This is a genomic window from Erwinia sp. JUb26 (assembly GCF_003751505.1).
In the GTDB taxonomy this organism is placed as follows: domain Bacteria; phylum Pseudomonadota; class Gammaproteobacteria; order Enterobacterales; family Enterobacteriaceae; genus Erwinia.
In genome coordinates, this window is record NZ_RJVB01000005.1 from 255,586 (window position 1) to 270,640 (window position 15,055).

The following is a 15,055-nucleotide window of genomic DNA, read 5'->3' on the forward strand; positions in this document are numbered from 1 at the left end:
TACTGATCAGTTTTTGCGCAGGGTAGCACAAAATGCTAATGGCCACTATGGCCCTGACGGATTATTCCCAAAAAAGAGAATAACGGCCCCGGCGCACGGTGTGCCGGGGCTGAAAGGATTACTGAAGCGGGCTGAGGGTGATTTCTACCCGGCGGTTCTGCGCTTTCCCTTCGGCAGTGGTGTTAGAGGCCACCGGATTGTCCGGCCCCATGCCGCTGGTGCGCACGCGGTTAGCGGCAACGCCCTGGGTAATCAGCGAGCTGCCGACGCTGTCCGCGCGCTGCTGCGACAGCGACATATTCAGCTGCCGGCTGCCGGTGCTGTCGGTATAGCCGATAATGTTCACGGCGGTTTTCGGGTACTCTTTGAGGACCATTGCCACGCCAGTCAGCGTGTTGGCTCCGGCCGGTTTCAGCGTGCTGCTACTGCTGTCAAAGGTGACGTTGCTCGGCATATTCAGCACGATATTGTCGCCGTTGCGGGTCACGCTCACGCCGGTGCCTTTCATTTTGTCGCGCAGTTTCGCTTCCTGCACGTCCATGTAGTAGCCCGCGCCGCCGCCGAGGGCGGCACCGGCGGCAGCACCAATCAGTGCGCCCTTGCCGCGATCTTTTTTCGAGGAAGAGAGCATGCCTACCCCAGCACCTACCGCGGCACCGAGGCCTGCACCGATACCGGACTTGCCAGCTTCACGCTCACCGGTGTAGGGGTTAGTGGTACAACCGGCCAGCGCAAGCGTGCCGCTCAGTATCAGGGAAAGAGTGATGACGCTTTTTTTCATGAGTATTCCTTTCATTTCATTCATCGCAGGCAACGTCGCCCGTAAGCCTTAATTATGGCGCGCAATGATGAGGAAAATACTCAGGCAAATTCTCAAAGTGTAAGCGAAAGCTATTTACTGTTATCCGGGTGGCAAAAACAGTCGGTGGTGTGTTCGCTGATTAATCCACAGGCCTGCATAAACGAGTAGCAGGTCGTGGATCCGACAAATTTAAACCCGCGTTTTTTTAGCGCTTTAGAGAGCGCATCGGAAGCTGAATTGGTGGTCGGCGCCTCGCGGTAGTGGCCGAAACGGGTGATCTGCTGTTCGTCATTAACAAAGCTCCAGACAAAATCCCGGAACGATTCCCCGGCGGCTTCCATTGCCAGCAGCGCGCGGGCGTTGGCGATAATCGCGTTAATTTTTCCCCGGTGGCGGATAATACCGCTCTCCTGCATCAGCCGTTCAATATCGCCTTCATCCATGCGTGCGACGGCCTGAACATCAAAGTGGTGAAAATGCTGGCGATAGTTTTCCCGTTTTTTCAGCACGGTCAGCCAGGACAGCCCGGCGACCTGGCCCTCCAGGCAAATCATTTCAAACAGCGAGCGGTCGTCATTGTGGGGAACGCCCCACTCGCGGTCATGATAGGCGATATAAAGCGGATCTTCAGATACCCAGCCACAGCGTTGCATAAATAACATTCCTTATTAACGGGTTGGGTACTGAATTTAACCGTTTAAGCGCCAAAAGGCACCGAATGGGCGGTGTTTTTCTGCTCCCCGCCGCAATATTTTTCAATCTCCAGCTGTGCCATATGGCCGCAGTTAGCCTGCGCTAACCGGGAGGAACCGATATCAAAGGTCAGGCAGTTAACGCTGCCGTTTTTACACAGGGTTTGCGATTCGGCCGGATCCGCCGGGTCGTACCAGGCTCCCTCGCAGACGCGAACCACGCCGGGGCGGATGTCGTCGCTCACCTGCGCACCGACCAGAATCTGCCCGCGATCGTTAAACGCACGCACCAGGTCCCCGGACTGGATCTGCCGGGCCGCAGCATCCTGGGTGTTAATCAGCATCGCCTCCCGGTTGCTGACCGCGTATTTGTCTCTCAGCGGGGTGTTGTCCAGCTGCGAATGCAGGCGGTGCGGCGGGTGAGAGGTATTCAGCGACAGCGGATAGCGCTCCGCGATCGCACTGCCGCGCCACTCGTGCGGCGGGGACCAGCCCGGCAGCCCCGCACAGTCGTCGTAATTCATTTTCGCCACGCTGCGGGAGAAAATCTCGATGCGTCCACTCGGCGTGCCCAAGGGGTTGAGCAGCGGATCGGCACGGAAGTCGGCGAAGCGTATCCCGTTTTTATTCTTTTCCGGCACCGGGAAGCGAATGTAGTTGTTTGACTGCCAGAATTGATCGAAGGGCGGCAGCGGCACGCCCGCATTGCGGGCCTGATCCTTCATGTTGTCGTACATCGATTTCAGCCACAGCATCTCATCCCGCTCCTCGGTAAAGGCCTGCTCAACGCCGAGCCGGGCGGCAATATCGCGGAAGATGTCGAAGTCGTTACGCGACTCGTGCTGTGGCGGAACGCACTGGTGCATCGGAAACACATAGCGCTGGGAGTAATCGCCGCCCATATCCATATCGTTGCGCTCATAACTGGTGGTGCAGGGCAGAACGATATCGGCGAATTTTGCCGTGGGCGTCCACCAGGGTTCATGCACAATAATGGTTTCCGGATGCTGCATCGCCTGCCGCAGGTTATTGGTATCCTGCTGGTGTACCAGCGGATTACCCCCGGCAACGTAGACCATTTTTACGTCGGGATAGGTCACCCGGCGGCCGTTGTAATCAATGGTTTTTCCCGGATTGGCCAGGCAGTCGGCCATTCTGGCCACCGGGATCGGTGCAGGTGTGTTCTGCGGTGCCTGCCCGGCGCTGATGCCCGACAGGATACCGCCCTTCGCCGACGGGCTGCCGCCGGAGGAGTAGTGGTAGCTGAACCCGAAGCCGCCGCCCGGCATGCCAATCTGGCCGAGCATGGCCGCCACGGTCACCAGCAGCCAGTGCGGCTGTTCACCGTGATGCTGCCGCTGAATGCCCCAGCCCGCCATAATCATCGTGCGCTTATTCGCCATGTCGCGCGCCAGCTGGCGCAGCGTTTCGGCCTCAACGCCGCAGATATCGCTGGCCCATTCTGCCGTTTTGGCCACGCCGTCGTGCTCGCCGAGCAGGCTGGCGCGAAACGGTGCAAAACCGGTGGTATAACGCTGCAGAAAGGCCTCATCGTGAAGTTTCTCACTCAGCAGAGTGTGCGCAATACCCAGCAGCATCGCCGCGTCGGTGTAGGCGTGCGGTGCGATCCACTCCGCGTTCAGCTGCTTCGAGCCGGGGTTATTGATCGGGTCGATGGCGATGATCCGCGTGCCTTTTTTCGCCAGCGCGGCAAAGCCTTCCAGCCCGACGTGATCCGGCACGTTAAAGCTGTTTTTCAGCGTGGTGCACGGGTTGCATCCCCAGAGGACCACCAGTTCGCTGTTATCAATCACGTTGGGCCAGGTGGTTTGCTGATCGTACACCTCGGTCGACCCCATAACGTGGGACATGATCACCTGTGCGGCACCGGTTGAGTAGTCACCGCTGTAGTTCAGGAATCCACCGCTCAGATTCATCAGGCGTTGCAGCAGCGCCCGGCAGTTATGCAGCATACCGGTGCTTTTCCAGCCGCAGGAACCGGCATAAATTGAGGAGGGGCCAAAGGTCAACTGCAGCCGTCTAATTTCATCGCTGACCAGTTGGATGGCCTTTTCCCAGCTGACCTTCACCCACTCATCCCGCCCGCGCAGGTCGTTACGGCTGCCGGGGCCCTTTTCCAGCCAGCTTTTGCGCACCACCGGCGAGGTAATCCGATTAGCGGCGTGAACCTGCCACGGCGCCATCTCGATCAACTCGTTGGGCACCGGGTCGTCCTGTACCGGCCGTACACCCACCATTTTTTCCTTCTCAACAATCGCTTCAAAAGCTCCCCAGTGCGCGGAGGTCAGAATGCCTTTTTTCGCCGGGCGCAGCGCGGCAAACAGCGCCATCGCCTGGCTTACCGCCCGGGCTACGGCAGAGGGAGAAAACAGCAGATCCAACGCGCTGGTGGCCAGCAGGGTGCTGCCCATTTGTAGAAAACGACGGCGCGACAGGCCGGAGAATGCGTTATTTGTCATGAGAACGTCCTTGTGCAGAGAGCTGCCCGGCCGGCATATCACTGGCGTGGTTTTGCGCGTACAGCGTCAGAATGCGCAGCTGCTCCTCATTGAGTGCGGTACGAGGAGCCATGCCTTTGATTACGCCAATCCACTGATTGGCGGTGAAGTGATCCAGCGCGGTCAGGCCGTGACAGCCGGTACAGTTGGCGGACATCAGGTCGGCGGCGTACTGCCAGATTTTTTGCCGATCGGCGATCAGGGCTTCCGAGGGGAACCAGACGGTTAGAGCAACCTGATGCCACTGCGTGTCGGTCTGGCTGTCGGCTTGCGATCCCAGGATTTTCAGCTGCTGCTGGCTATTTTCGTCCAGCACCGCGCGAATAATGCGTCGCCCAGGCGCGCCATAAATTACCCCGGCAACCCCGTCCTGCTGCCAGCCTTCCAGCTGCGCTTCGGTCAGCGAACCTTCACGGCGCAGCGGGATCAGCGGCGTAGACGGGAACAGCGTGCCGGCGGGGCGGGTGACGCCAGGCTCCAGCACAAAAGACTGCGTTTTGATGCTGTAAAGCGGACTGTCTGCGGGTTTGACGTTGGTCGTCAGGGCGGCAAGCTGGCTGGCACCGGCGGCGTTGCTGGAAGTCATATCCGGCAGGATATGCGCCACGCCGCGATGGCAGTCGATGCAGGTCTGATTCTCTTTTATCGCCACCGGGTGCGCCCTGCGGGCTTCGGGACGCTGGGCGAGAATATCCATGGCATCAAAGCTGTGGCAGCTGCGGCAGGTGGCGGAGTCGTTAGCCTTCATGGTTTTCCACACCGATTCCGCCATCGCCAGTTTGTGGGCGTTGTACTTCTCTTCAGTATCTATCTTTCCGGTAATTTCGCCGTAAACGTCTTTAGCTGCGGCGATCTTAGTAAGCATAAAGGCAACGGGTTCGCCGGGAACGTGGCAGTCGGCGCACTCGGCACGGATACCGGCCGGGTTCTGAAAGTGAGCGCTGCCCTCGTATTCGGCCAGCGGTCTCTCCATGCTGTGGCAGGAGACGCAAAAGGCGGTATCGCTGGTTTTGTGCATGACGGTGGCGCCACCGGCGACCAGCAGCAGGCCGATAACCAGGCCCAGCAGCATCAGCAACAGCACGCGCCAGCCGCGCAGCCACTTTAGCCGCCTCTCTTTCCTGAAGTCATTCATAACGTCCCCTGTTAATGCTGCCTGGCTCGATGCCGGGCACTGAAAAGTAAGCGTACTCACTTTTATCCCACAGGTTGCGCAGGGTTTATTTGTGGTCAATCAACCCAGGAGGGAACGTTACGGATGCTGCATAGAGAATCGGTAAACTACGAGTTATAAAAACATCCCGCCGTCGCGCAGCAGGTGCTCATTCCCTTTGCGGCGGGTAAAACCACAGCGGTCAAAAAACTCCAGAATTTGTATCGCCAGCTTGCGCCCAACGCCGAGCCGATCGCGGAAATCGCCAGCGCTGCTGCTCAGTCCCTCGGCATCGCGCTGGCGAATGATATCGGCAAAACGGCTAATCTGCTGATGGCTGTAGTAACGATCCTTCACCACCGCGATGATAAATCCATTTTGTGCCGCTTTGCGCAGCGCCTGCCGCATCAAATCTTCCGGGCAGTTCAGCGCCAGGGCCAGATCCCGCACCCAGCGGGCGTCATCGGCAAACAGCGGCTCAGCCCGCTGCCAGAGCGCCGCTTCCTGCGGTTCGAAGCAAATGGCAAAATCGGGTAAATGTAACCAGCCCCGGCTGTTAACCAGCATGCCGCTATCGATCAGCCGATCGATCACACTGCCTGCCAGCCCGACCGGCCGATCGGGCAACACCATGCGCCGCAGGCGATCGCGTCCGAGACCGGGCCGATCGCCATTGCTGCGATGATACTGCGCCATCTCGTTGAGCAGCCTTTGCTGCCAGTCCGCAATCGTCTGCGGCAAAATCATATGGCCCGCGATAATCTCGGGCCGGGGGCGGCAGTCCAGACCGACCAGTGCATCCTCGCTGAGCTGACGTGCCCAGCTCAGTTCCGACAGCGTCCGTGGATGCTGTTGCAGATACAGGCCGATAATTTCAGCATCGTCCCGCGCCCGTTCCAGCTGGTGCAGCCATGCGAGAAACTCGGGCTGCCGCTTGCCGCGTTTCGGCGGCGCCAGCAGCAGCACCCGGGCCGCACCCAGCGTCTGTTTCGCACCGATATCGCGCAGGACCAGGCGATCGTTATCGGCCAGCCACAGCGGCGCGTCGAGCAGCAACTCCGCCAGGTTATCCGCCAGCAGCGACAGGCGTCCGGTAATATGGCGGGCGCCGTGATGAAGATGCAGCGGCTGTCCCTGGCGCAGCGGCTGGTGCTGTTCAAGCGCAACGATAACTCGCTCAGCGGGAGCATCCGGTAACGAAGACAGCAGCCAGTCGCCGCGCGCGATCGCGGATTTTTCCACGCTGCCGGTAATATTCAGCGCCACCCGCTGGCCGCCGTGCGCAGTCTGGCTCGGCTGATTCTGCACGTGCAAGCCGCGCACGCGGACGGCCTGATTGACGCCGCTCAGCCACAGCGTATCGCCCACGCCGATCTCACCCGAGAGCGCAGTCCCGGTGACCACCAGTCCGGCACCTTTGACGTTAAATACCCGATCGATAGCTAGGCGAAACGGCCCCGCGCGACGGGATTTCCCGGCCGGAAGCTGGCGCAGATGGTCCGCCAGCGCCGCTATCCCTTCACCGCTGACGGTGCTGGTGGCAAACTGAGCGACCTGCTGCCAGCCCATCTGCTGGGTGAGAGCAGCGATCTGCTGCGCCACTTCTGCCAGCCGACCGGGTTCCACGCTGTCGCTTTTGGTGATAGCCACGGTCAGCGGTGGTCGCCCGACGAGTTGAAGGAGCGCCAGATGTTCGCGCGTTTGCGGCATCACGCCGTCATTGGCTGCCACCACCAGCAGGGCGCGATCGATGCCGCCTATGCCACTGAGCATATTGCTGAGGAATTTCTCGTGGCCGGGCACGTCAATAAATCCGACGATTTCGCCATCAGGCTGCGGCCAGTAGACGTAGCCGAGATCAATGGTCATGCCGCGCGATTTTTCTTCCGGCAGCCGATCGGCATTCACGCCGGTGAGCGCCTGTAACAGCGAGGTTTTCCCGTGATCAACGTGACCGGCGGTGGCAATAATCATGCATTGATCATCCTGATAAACAGTTCTTCGTCTTCCAGCGTGCGCAGATCGAGCCACAGGGCACCTTCGTGAATGCGCCCGATCACCGGCACATCGCCCTGCCGCAGCTGATTACTGAACGCCATCAGGGTACTGCCGCTGCCGTCGCGAGGGGTCAGAGTAATTGCCGTACCCGGCAGGCGCTCGACCGGCAGTGAGCCGCTGCCGATCTGCGAAGAGCAGGGTGCCAGCGCTACGCAGAACCGCTGCCCGCAGGCGGCTTCCACAGCGGGCAGCAGCCGCAGCCCCTGGGCATGAATATCCGCCTGGGTGCGGGTCAGGAATCTGAGTGTGGGCAGCTGTTCCGCCAGCTTATCCGGCTGGTGATAAAGCTGGAGCGTGGCTTCCAGCGCGCCGAGCGTGACTTTATCCACCCGCAGCGCGCGCTTCAGCGGATGCTGCTGCAGGCGTTCGATCAGCACTTTCTTACCGATAATAATCCCCGCCTGCGGCCCGCCCAGCAGCTTATCGCCAGAGAAGCTGACCAGGCTGACGCCCGCCGCAATCAGCCGCTGCGGCATCGGTTCTTCGGGTAGACCGTACTGGCTGAGATCGATCAGCGAGCCGCTGCCCAAATCGACCACCACCGGCAGGCCTGATTCCTCACCCAGCGCGATCAGTTCTTCCTCGCTGACGGCTTTGGTAAAGCCCTGAATCTGATAATTGCTGGTGTGCACCTTCATCAGCAGCGCGGTGTCTTCCTCAATCGCCTGGCGGTAATCTTTCAGATGCGTGCGGTTGGTGGTGCCCACCTCGCGCAGGGTACAGCCTGCCTGGGTCATGACGTCAGGGATGCGGAACGCGCCGCCGATCTCCACCAGCTCACCGCGTGAGACGATCACCTGTTTACCCGGTGCCAGCGCGGCCAGCATCAGCAGCACCGCCGCCGCGTTATTGTTGACGATGCAGGCATCTTCTGCGCCGGTAAGCTGGCACAGTAGATCGGCCAGCGCCCGGTCACGGTGGCCGCGACCGGCGTCATCCAGCGAATATTCGAGAGTGACGGGGGATCGCATCGCTCGTACTGCTGCGGCAACGGCAGCTTCAGCCAGCTGCGCCCGGCCAAGGTTGGTGTGCAGAAGGGTGCCGCTGAGGTTCAGCACCGGACGCAGCCCGCTGCGGCTGTGCAGCAGCAGTTGGCTACGGGCATAGCCTGCCCAGTCGTCGCTCCAGGCGGGCAGCTGTTGATGCTGACGGATATGATCACGCGCGCTCTGCTGCATCTCGCGCAGAATGGCGACCAGCATGACGTGGCCCCATTCGGTGGAAAGCGCCTTCAGCGCGGGCTGGCGCAGCAGGCTGTCAACGGAGGGAAGCTGATGAAACAAGTTACTCACGGTGAATCGCCACGTTGCCCAGGCGGAGCGGAGAAATATTGCCGGTCGGCTTCATGGCTTATTCTCCGGGAAACAGGAAGGGATTCAGGCTGCTGCGGGCAAAACCCTCCTGCTCCATCCGCGCGTCGAGGATCAGCGAGGCGAGGTCGTCGGCAACCGGTTCAACGGCCGGATCTTTTTCCTGATAAAGCATTTTCAGGTAGGTCCCACAGTCGCCGCAGCTTTCGGCTTTAATCGCCGCAGTTTCGCTATCCAGCGACCAGTAGTGCAGATCCCGCGTTTGTTCGCAGTTGCTGCACTTCGCCCGCACCACGTGCCACTCGCTTTCGCAAAGGTTGCAGTGAAGGTAGCGCAGACCATCTTTATGGCTGCCCATGTGGATCACGCTGGCGACCGGTACGCTGGCGCACACCGGGCAGAACTGGCGCTGTTCGCCCGCTTCGGCTCTGGCCTTACCGGGGATCAGCGACGCCATCTGCGCCCAGTAGATCGACAGCGCCGCCCAGATAAAGGGCGCTTTATCGCTGCTGACCTGGGCGAAGTCATGAGCCAGCAGCGCTGCCGCCATCTGTTCCAGCTCGCTGGCGGAGGCTTTTTCCAGGTTTTCCAGCACCGACAATGCCGGCCCGCTCATCTCCGGTTTCAGCTCGGCGATCAGCGAATGCAGCATCCGCTGCCAGTGAGCATCACGCGGCAGCGTGGCGATATCCAGCGGCGGTTTGCCGAGGCGCGCGCTCTCTTCCAGCCGCGCCTGCAAATCAAGCTGCAGCGGATGATCGTACAGCACGATTTCCTGCGCGGTGGCGATAACGGCAGCAAAACGCAGATAGTCGCCCAGCGGATTCTTCTCCGCCAGCTGCCGCAGACGGGCAGCGCGACGGCTGTACAGATGCTTCAGCTGAGGGAAAAGCAACGGCGGGATACCCTCCGCCACATTGCTTTTATCCTTCTCCAGCCGGTCCTGCGGAATAATTCTAATCGTCATCAGGGACCTTTCTCGTGTTGTCGCGGTGGGTTTTGCTGCTCGCGTAGTGAGCGATACCATCGCGGGTGATGCCGTTTAGCCCAGCCTGCGGTAACCCAACCTTCAACCATGGCGGTAATCGTCCCTTTCACCCACAGTGCGGCATAAACGTGCACCATAATCACCACGATCAGCGTCACGGCTGAGACAGAATGCACCACCAGCGCCAGTCGGATCAGCGGGATGCTGAAGTAGCCGGCGAACCAGGGGCGCCAAATCACCACGCCGCTTAGCAGCAGCAGCACTAAACAGAGTATTGCTGCCCAGAATACGCACTTTTGCCCAAAATTATAGCGCCCGGTATCGCCCACCTCTTCGTTTTGGGCAATTTTATGGATGTTTTTTGCCCACAGAATGTCGTTTCGCTCCAGCAAATTGTGCCGCCAGTAGCGGAAAAACATCAGCAGGAAGGCCACAAACATCACCACGCCGGTAAAGGGATGCAGGATACGCGCCAGCTGCGGCGTACCCATGATCTGCATCAACCAGTTAAACGACGGGAAGAAGAATCCCAGTCCACCGATCGCGGTCAGGATAAAGCAGATGGCCACCAACCAGTGATTAATGCGCTCCGGTGCGCTGTAGCGCTGAATACGCTGCGGCTTTTTCATGGCTGTTCCTCCTCATCATCATCATCTTCTTCAACCCGATTGGGCCCGATACCAACATAGTGAAATACCGAAGCGGCAAAGGTGGCGGCAAAGCCGATCGCCGCCAGCGGTTTCCAGATGCCCTTCCAGAAGGTGACCGCCGGGCTGATGGCCGGATCCTGCGGCAGCCCGTGATACAGCTGCGGCCTGTCGGCATGGTGCAGCACGTACATCACGTGCGTACCGCCCACGCCTTCGGGATCGTACAGCCCGGCGTGCTGATAGCCGCGCCCCTGCAGCTCCTCCACGCGTCCGGCCGCCAGCGTTTTCATCTCCTCTTTGCTGCCAAAGTGGATCGCACCGGTTGGGCAGGTTTTCACGCAGGCAGGTTCCTGCCCGACGTTAACGCGATCGACACAGAGCGTGCATTTATAGGCGCGGTTGTCCTTCGGGTTGATGCGCGGCACGTTAAATGGACAGCCGGCAATGCAGTAGCCGCAGCCGATGCACTGCTCCGACTGGAAGTCGACGATGCCGTTGGCATACTGAATAATCGCCCCTTCGGACGGACAGGCCTTCAGGCAGCCGGGATCGGCACAGTGCATACATCCGTCTTTACGGATCAGCCATTCCAGTCGGTTATTCTCTTCCACTTCCGAGAAGCGCATCACCGTCCATGACTGCGCGGACAGATCGGCCGGGTTGTCATACACCCCGACGTTGCTGCCCACCTCATCACGCAGGTCGTTCCACTCGGAGCAGGCCACCTGACAGGCTTTACAGCCAATACAGGTGGTCACGTCGATCAGCTTGGCCACTTCCTGCTGGTGGTCGCGCGCACGTGGAGCGGGGGTAAAACCGTTGGTTGCCGAACGGCGGACAATGTCCTGAGATTGATAAGCCATCGATTACACCTTCTCCACGTTGACCAGGAACGCCTTAAATTCCGGCGTTTGCGTATTGGCATCGCCGACAAACGGCGTCAGGGTGTTCGCCAGGAATCCCTTCTTCGCCACGCCGGTAAAGCCCCAGTGCAGCGGAATGCCGATGGTATCGACCGTTTTACCGTCGACGATCAGCGGCCGCAGGCGTTTGGTCACTACCGCGACGGCTTTGATATAGCCGCGCTGAGAGCTGACCCTCACCCAGTCCCCTTTGGCAATGCCCAGCTTCTCCGCCAGCACTTCACCGATCTCGATAAACTGCTGCGGCTGCGCAATAGCGTTAAGCCGCGCATGCTTGGTCCAGTAGTGGAAATGCTCGGTGAGGCGGTAGGTGGTGCCAACGTACGGGAACTCCGCCGCGTTGCCCATGGCCTTCAGGTCGTCGGCAAACACGCGCGCCGCCGGATTAGAAATCACCGAAGGATGCAGCGGGTTGGTGCCGATAGGCGTTTCAAACGGCTCGTAGTGTTCCGGGAACGGACCCTCCGCCATCTTGTCGAGGGCGAACAGACGACCCAGCCCTTCCGCCTGCATGATAAACGGCCCGGCTTCGCTACCCGGCGGTGCCGTGCCGTAGTCGGCAACGTCCTGCCCGCCCCATTTCGTGCCGTCCCACTGCAGCAGCTGACGCTCGGGGTCCCACGCTTTCCCCTGCGGGTCGGCGGAGGCGCGGTTGTAAAGGATGCGGCGGTTAAGCGGCCATGCCCAGCTCCAGTTCGGCGTATTGCCCAGGCCATACGGGTCGCTGTTGTCGCGCCGCGCCATCTGGTTACCTTCCGGCGTCCAGCTGCCGGCGAAGATCCAGCAGCCGCTGGCCGTACTACCGTCGGCACGCAGCTGTGCGAAGCTGCTGAGCTGCTGGCCTTTTTTAACCAGTACCGTTCCGCTATCGTCGACCAGATCCACCAGCGCGCGGCCGTTGCTCTCCTGCGCGACTTCTTCCGATGCCGGGGAATCAAGCGTCCGATAGTCCCAGGTCATGTTCAGGACCGCTTCCGGCACTGCGCCGCCCTCGCTGGCGTAAAGCTTGCGCAGGCGCGAGTAGATACCGGCAAGGATTTCACCATCGTTGTGCGCTTCGCCCGGGCCGTCCGCCGCCTTCCAGTGCCACTGCAGCCAGCGCGCCGAGTTGACGATCGAACCGTCTTCTTCCGCAAAGCAGGTTGACGGCAGGCGGAACACTTCCGTCTGAATCTCAGCCGGATGCACGTCGTTATACTCGCCGTGGGACTCCCAGAAGGTTGACGTTTCGGTATTCAGCGGATCGATAACCACCAGGAATTTCAGCTTAGACAGTGACTCGCTGACTTTCTTCTTATGCGGGAAAGAAGCCAGCGGGTTAAAGCCCTGGCACAGATAGCCGTTCACTTCGCCACGGTGCATCATGTCGAAGTAGCGCAGCACGTCGTAGCCTTTATCCCACTTCGGCAGCCAGTCAAAGCCCCAGTTGTTCTCCGCTTGGGCTTTGTCGCCCCACCAGGATTTCATCAGGCTGATAAAGAACTTAGGATAGTTTCCCCAGTAGTTCACCTGGCCCGGCAGCAGCGCTTTTGGCGTGTTGGCGTCAAGATAAGCGGGCAGCGTGGTCTGCTTATCGGAAGGCAGCGTCATATAGCCGGTCAGGCTTTGCGACAGCAGGCCGAGGTCGGTCAGCCCCTGGATATTGGAGTGGCCGCGCAGGGCGTTAATACCGCCGCCCGCCATGCCCATATTACCGAGCAGCAGCTGGATCATCGCCATTGTGCGGATGTTCTGCGCGCCCACCGAATGCTGCGTCCAGCCAAGGGCATAGAGGAAGGTCGCGGTGCGATCGCGGGCGCTGGTCTCGGCCAGCATTTCGCAAACCTTGAGGAAATCGGCCTTCGGCGTGCCGCAGATGCGTTCCACGATTTCCGGCGTGTAGCGACTGACGTGCGTTTTCAGCAGGTTCCAGACGCAGCGGGGATGCTGAAGCGTGGGATCGCGCAGGGCGTGGCCCTGGTCATCCAGCTGATAGTTCCAACTGCTCTTATCGTAGCTGCGCGTTTCCGCGTCGTAGCCGCTGAACAGGCCATCATCGAAGCTGAAGTCTTCCCGCACCAGCAGGCTGGCGCTGGTATAGGACGCGACGTATTCGTGCTGAACGGTATCGTGTTCAATCAGGTAACGCAGAACTCCGGACAGGAAGGTAATATCGCTGCCGGAACGGATAGGCGTGTAGAAATCGGCCACCGACGCGGTTCGCGTGAAGCGCGGATCGATAACGATAAGTTTGGCATTGTTATGAATTTTGGCTTCCATCACCCAGCGGAATCCCACCGGATGCGCCTCAGCGGCGTTGCCACCCATCACAATAATCAGATTCGCATTGCGGATGTCGACCCAGTGATTGGTCATCGCACCGCGGCCGAACGTAGGAGCAAGACTTGCTACCGTAGGTCCGTGTCAAACGCGCGCCTGGTTATCGACGGCAAGCATGCCGAGCGAACGGGTGATTTTCTGCGTGAGATAGCCAGTTTCATTACTGGAGGCGGAAGCACACAGCATCCCGGTACTCAGCCAGCGGTTAACCGTGACGCCTTCTTCATTACGTGCCACAAAGTTGGCATCGCGATCGTCTTTCATCAGGCGGGCAATGCGATCGTAGGCTTCATCCCAGCTGATGCGCTGCCAGCTATTGGCGCCGGGCGCACGATATTCGGGGTATTTGAGGCGGCTGTCGCTGTGAATGTAATCCAGCAGGCCAGCCCCTTTCGGGCAAAGCGCACCCCGGTTTACCGGATGGTCCGCATCCCCTTCAATGTGGAAAATCGACTGTTTGGCATTTTTTGCCCCGTCGCCCATGCTGTAAATCAGCAGTCCGCAGCCAACAGAGCAGTAGGTGCAGGTGTTGCGGGTTTCGCGAGCGCGTAACAGCTTGTACTGGCGGCTCTCCGCCAGTGCGGCAGTCGGGACAAAGCCCAGAGCGGCGGCCGTGGTGCCTGCCATCCCTCCCGCGCAGATTTTGAAAAAGCGTCTTCTGCTGACATTCATCGGATTCTTCCTGTATCGATGTGACTCATTTATTTTTGCGGCGTTTCCTTCAGAGGTTCACAATTGCCCCAGTTGAAACGCATGCGGCCGCAATGTTACCACATTAACCGTGTGGTTGTTGGTTGAGGATAAAACAGAGTGAGCGAAAAACAGCACAATATCGACATAAATCCGGCTGAGGTTATCGGCGCCGGTTTAGGGGAAGTCTGGCCACGAGATAACCTGCAGCTCGCCCGCTCGGACTGGCTGGCGGAAGAGGTTCCGGTGGCGCTGGTGTATAACGGCATTTCCCACGTGGTGATGATGGCCACGCCGAAAGATCTGGAAGCATTTGCCGTTGGCTTTTCGTTATCGGAAGGGATTATCAGCAGCCCGACGGAGATTTACGGTATTGATATCCAAAATGCCTGCGAAGGGATTGAAGTGCACGTTGAGCTGTCCAGCCGTCGTTTTATGGGGCTGAAAGAGCGCCGCCGGGCGATGGCCGGGCGCACCGGATGCGGCGTCTGCGGCGTGGAGCAGCTGGCGGAAATCGGCAAGCCCATTGATGCCCTGCCGTTCAGTCAGACCTTCAACCTTAGCCATCTCGACAGCGCCCTGCGCCAGCTCAACGACTTCCAGCCGGTGGGCCAGCTGACCGGCTGCACTCACGCTGCCGCCTGGATCCAGCCTGACGGCCATTTAACCGCGGGGTGTGAAGATGTGGGCCGCCACGTGGCGCTGGACAAGCTGCTTGGCCTGCGCAGCCGGGCCGACTGGGGAGCGGGCGCGGTGCTGGTTTCCAGCCGCGCCAGCTACGAGATGGTGCAGAAGGCCGCGATGTGCGGCGTGGAGATCCTGTTTGCCGTCTCCGCCGCCACCCGACTGGCGGTTGAGGTGGCCCAGCGCAGTAATCTGACGCTGGTCGGCTTCAGCAAGCCCGGCCGCGCAACGGTGTACACCCATCCGCAGCGGCTGATTGGCGGCTGA

The 15,055-nt window shown here is 60.0% G+C and carries 11 protein-coding genes; 1 reads left to right on the forward strand and 10 read right to left on the reverse strand.

All coding sequences use genetic code 11. The features are described from left to right. Positions 1 to 118: 118 nt before the first annotated feature. From EC836_RS14820 to fdnG, 10 genes are all read right to left on the reverse strand, one after another. Positions 119 to 781, reverse strand: a complete 663-nt coding sequence (locus tag EC836_RS14820; RefSeq protein ID WP_123334426.1) for an OmpA family lipoprotein — start codon at positions 779 to 781, stop codon at positions 119 to 121. 110 nt (positions 782 to 891) lie between these two features. After that, positions 892 to 1,455 carry a DNA-3-methyladenine glycosylase I gene (locus EC836_RS14825; RefSeq protein ID WP_123334428.1) on the reverse strand — a complete coding sequence of 188 codons (564 nt, stop codon included), beginning with the start codon at positions 1,453 to 1,455 and terminating at the stop codon, positions 892 to 894. Between the two features lie 44 nt (positions 1,456 to 1,499). Further along, the gene (locus tag EC836_RS14830) at positions 1,500 to 3,974 is read right to left on the reverse strand and encodes a molybdopterin guanine dinucleotide-containing S/N-oxide reductase (RefSeq protein WP_123334430.1); all 2,475 of its coding nucleotides are present in this window, start codon (positions 3,972 to 3,974) and stop codon (positions 1,500 to 1,502) included. Beyond that, positions 3,964 to 5,148: a NapC/NirT family cytochrome c gene (locus EC836_RS14835; protein WP_123334432.1), complete on the reverse strand. Its 1,185-nt coding sequence runs from the start codon at positions 5,146 to 5,148 to the stop codon at positions 3,964 to 3,966. The genes EC836_RS14830 and EC836_RS14835 overlap by 11 nt, the downstream gene beginning before the upstream one ends. 153 nt (positions 5,149 to 5,301) lie before the next feature. Then, positions 5,302 to 7,140, reverse strand: a complete 1,839-nt coding sequence (gene selB / locus EC836_RS14840; protein ID WP_123334434.1) for a selenocysteine-specific translation elongation factor — start codon at positions 7,138 to 7,140, stop codon at positions 5,302 to 5,304. Further along, a complete protein-coding gene (gene selA, locus EC836_RS14845; protein WP_123334436.1) occupies positions 7,137 to 8,516 on the reverse strand; it encodes an L-seryl-tRNA(Sec) selenium transferase in 1,380 nt (459 codons plus the stop codon). The genes selB and selA overlap by 4 nt, the downstream gene beginning before the upstream one ends. Before the next feature lie 58 nt (positions 8,517 to 8,574). After that, complete coding sequence (gene fdhE, locus EC836_RS14850) at positions 8,575 to 9,501, reverse strand: formate dehydrogenase accessory protein FdhE (RefSeq protein ID WP_123334438.1); 927 nt, start codon at positions 9,499 to 9,501, stop codon at positions 8,575 to 8,577. Continuing rightward, a complete protein-coding gene (gene fdoI / locus EC836_RS14855; RefSeq protein ID WP_123334440.1) occupies positions 9,501 to 10,151 on the reverse strand; it encodes a formate dehydrogenase cytochrome b556 subunit in 651 nt (216 codons plus the stop codon). Before fdoI ends, fdhE begins: the two co-directional genes overlap by 1 nt. Beyond that, positions 10,148 to 11,035, reverse strand: a complete 888-nt coding sequence (fdxH, locus tag EC836_RS14860; RefSeq protein ID WP_123334443.1) for a formate dehydrogenase subunit beta — start codon at positions 11,033 to 11,035, stop codon at positions 10,148 to 10,150. The genes fdoI and fdxH overlap by 4 nt, the downstream gene beginning before the upstream one ends. A gap of 3 nt (positions 11,036 to 11,038) precedes the next feature. Then, entirely contained in the window at positions 11,039 to 14,086 is a 3,048-nt protein-coding gene (gene fdnG, locus EC836_RS14865; protein ID WP_123334445.1) for a formate dehydrogenase-N subunit alpha, read from the reverse strand. Positions 14,087 to 14,269: 183 nt separating this feature from the next. On the opposite strand from fdnG, the gene fdhD reads away from it, so the two are divergent. Next, positions 14,270 to 15,055 carry a formate dehydrogenase accessory sulfurtransferase FdhD gene (gene fdhD / locus EC836_RS14870; RefSeq protein ID WP_233599346.1) on the forward strand — a complete coding sequence of 262 codons (786 nt, stop codon included), beginning with the start codon at positions 14,270 to 14,272 and terminating at the stop codon, positions 15,053 to 15,055.

Bases quoted from the DNA above. Each gene is read 5' to 3' on its own strand.
- fdoI (WP_123334440.1), bottom strand. From the start codon at position 10,151: ATGAAAAAGCCGCAGCGTATTCAGCGCTACAGCGCACCGGAGCGCATT.
- selB (WP_123334434.1), bottom strand. From the start codon at position 7,140: ATGATTATTGCCACCGCCGGTCACGTTGATCACGGGAAAACCTCGCTG.
- EC836_RS14820 (WP_123334426.1), bottom strand. From the start codon at position 781: ATGAAAAAAAGCGTCATCACTCTTTCCCTGATACTGAGCGGCACGCTT.
- EC836_RS14830 (WP_123334430.1), bottom strand. From the start codon at position 3,974: ATGACAAATAACGCATTCTCCGGCCTGTCGCGCCGTCGTTTTCTACAA.
- EC836_RS14825 (WP_123334428.1), bottom strand. From the start codon at position 1,455: ATGCAACGCTGTGGCTGGGTATCTGAAGATCCGCTTTATATCGCCTAT.
- fdhE (WP_123334438.1), bottom strand. From the start codon at position 9,501: ATGACGATTAGAATTATTCCGCAGGACCGGCTGGAGAAGGATAAAAGC.
- EC836_RS14835 (WP_123334432.1), bottom strand. From the start codon at position 5,148: ATGAATGACTTCAGGAAAGAGAGGCGGCTAAAGTGGCTGCGCGGCTGG.
- fdxH (WP_123334443.1), bottom strand. From the start codon at position 11,035: ATGGCTTATCAATCTCAGGACATTGTCCGCCGTTCGGCAACCAACGGT.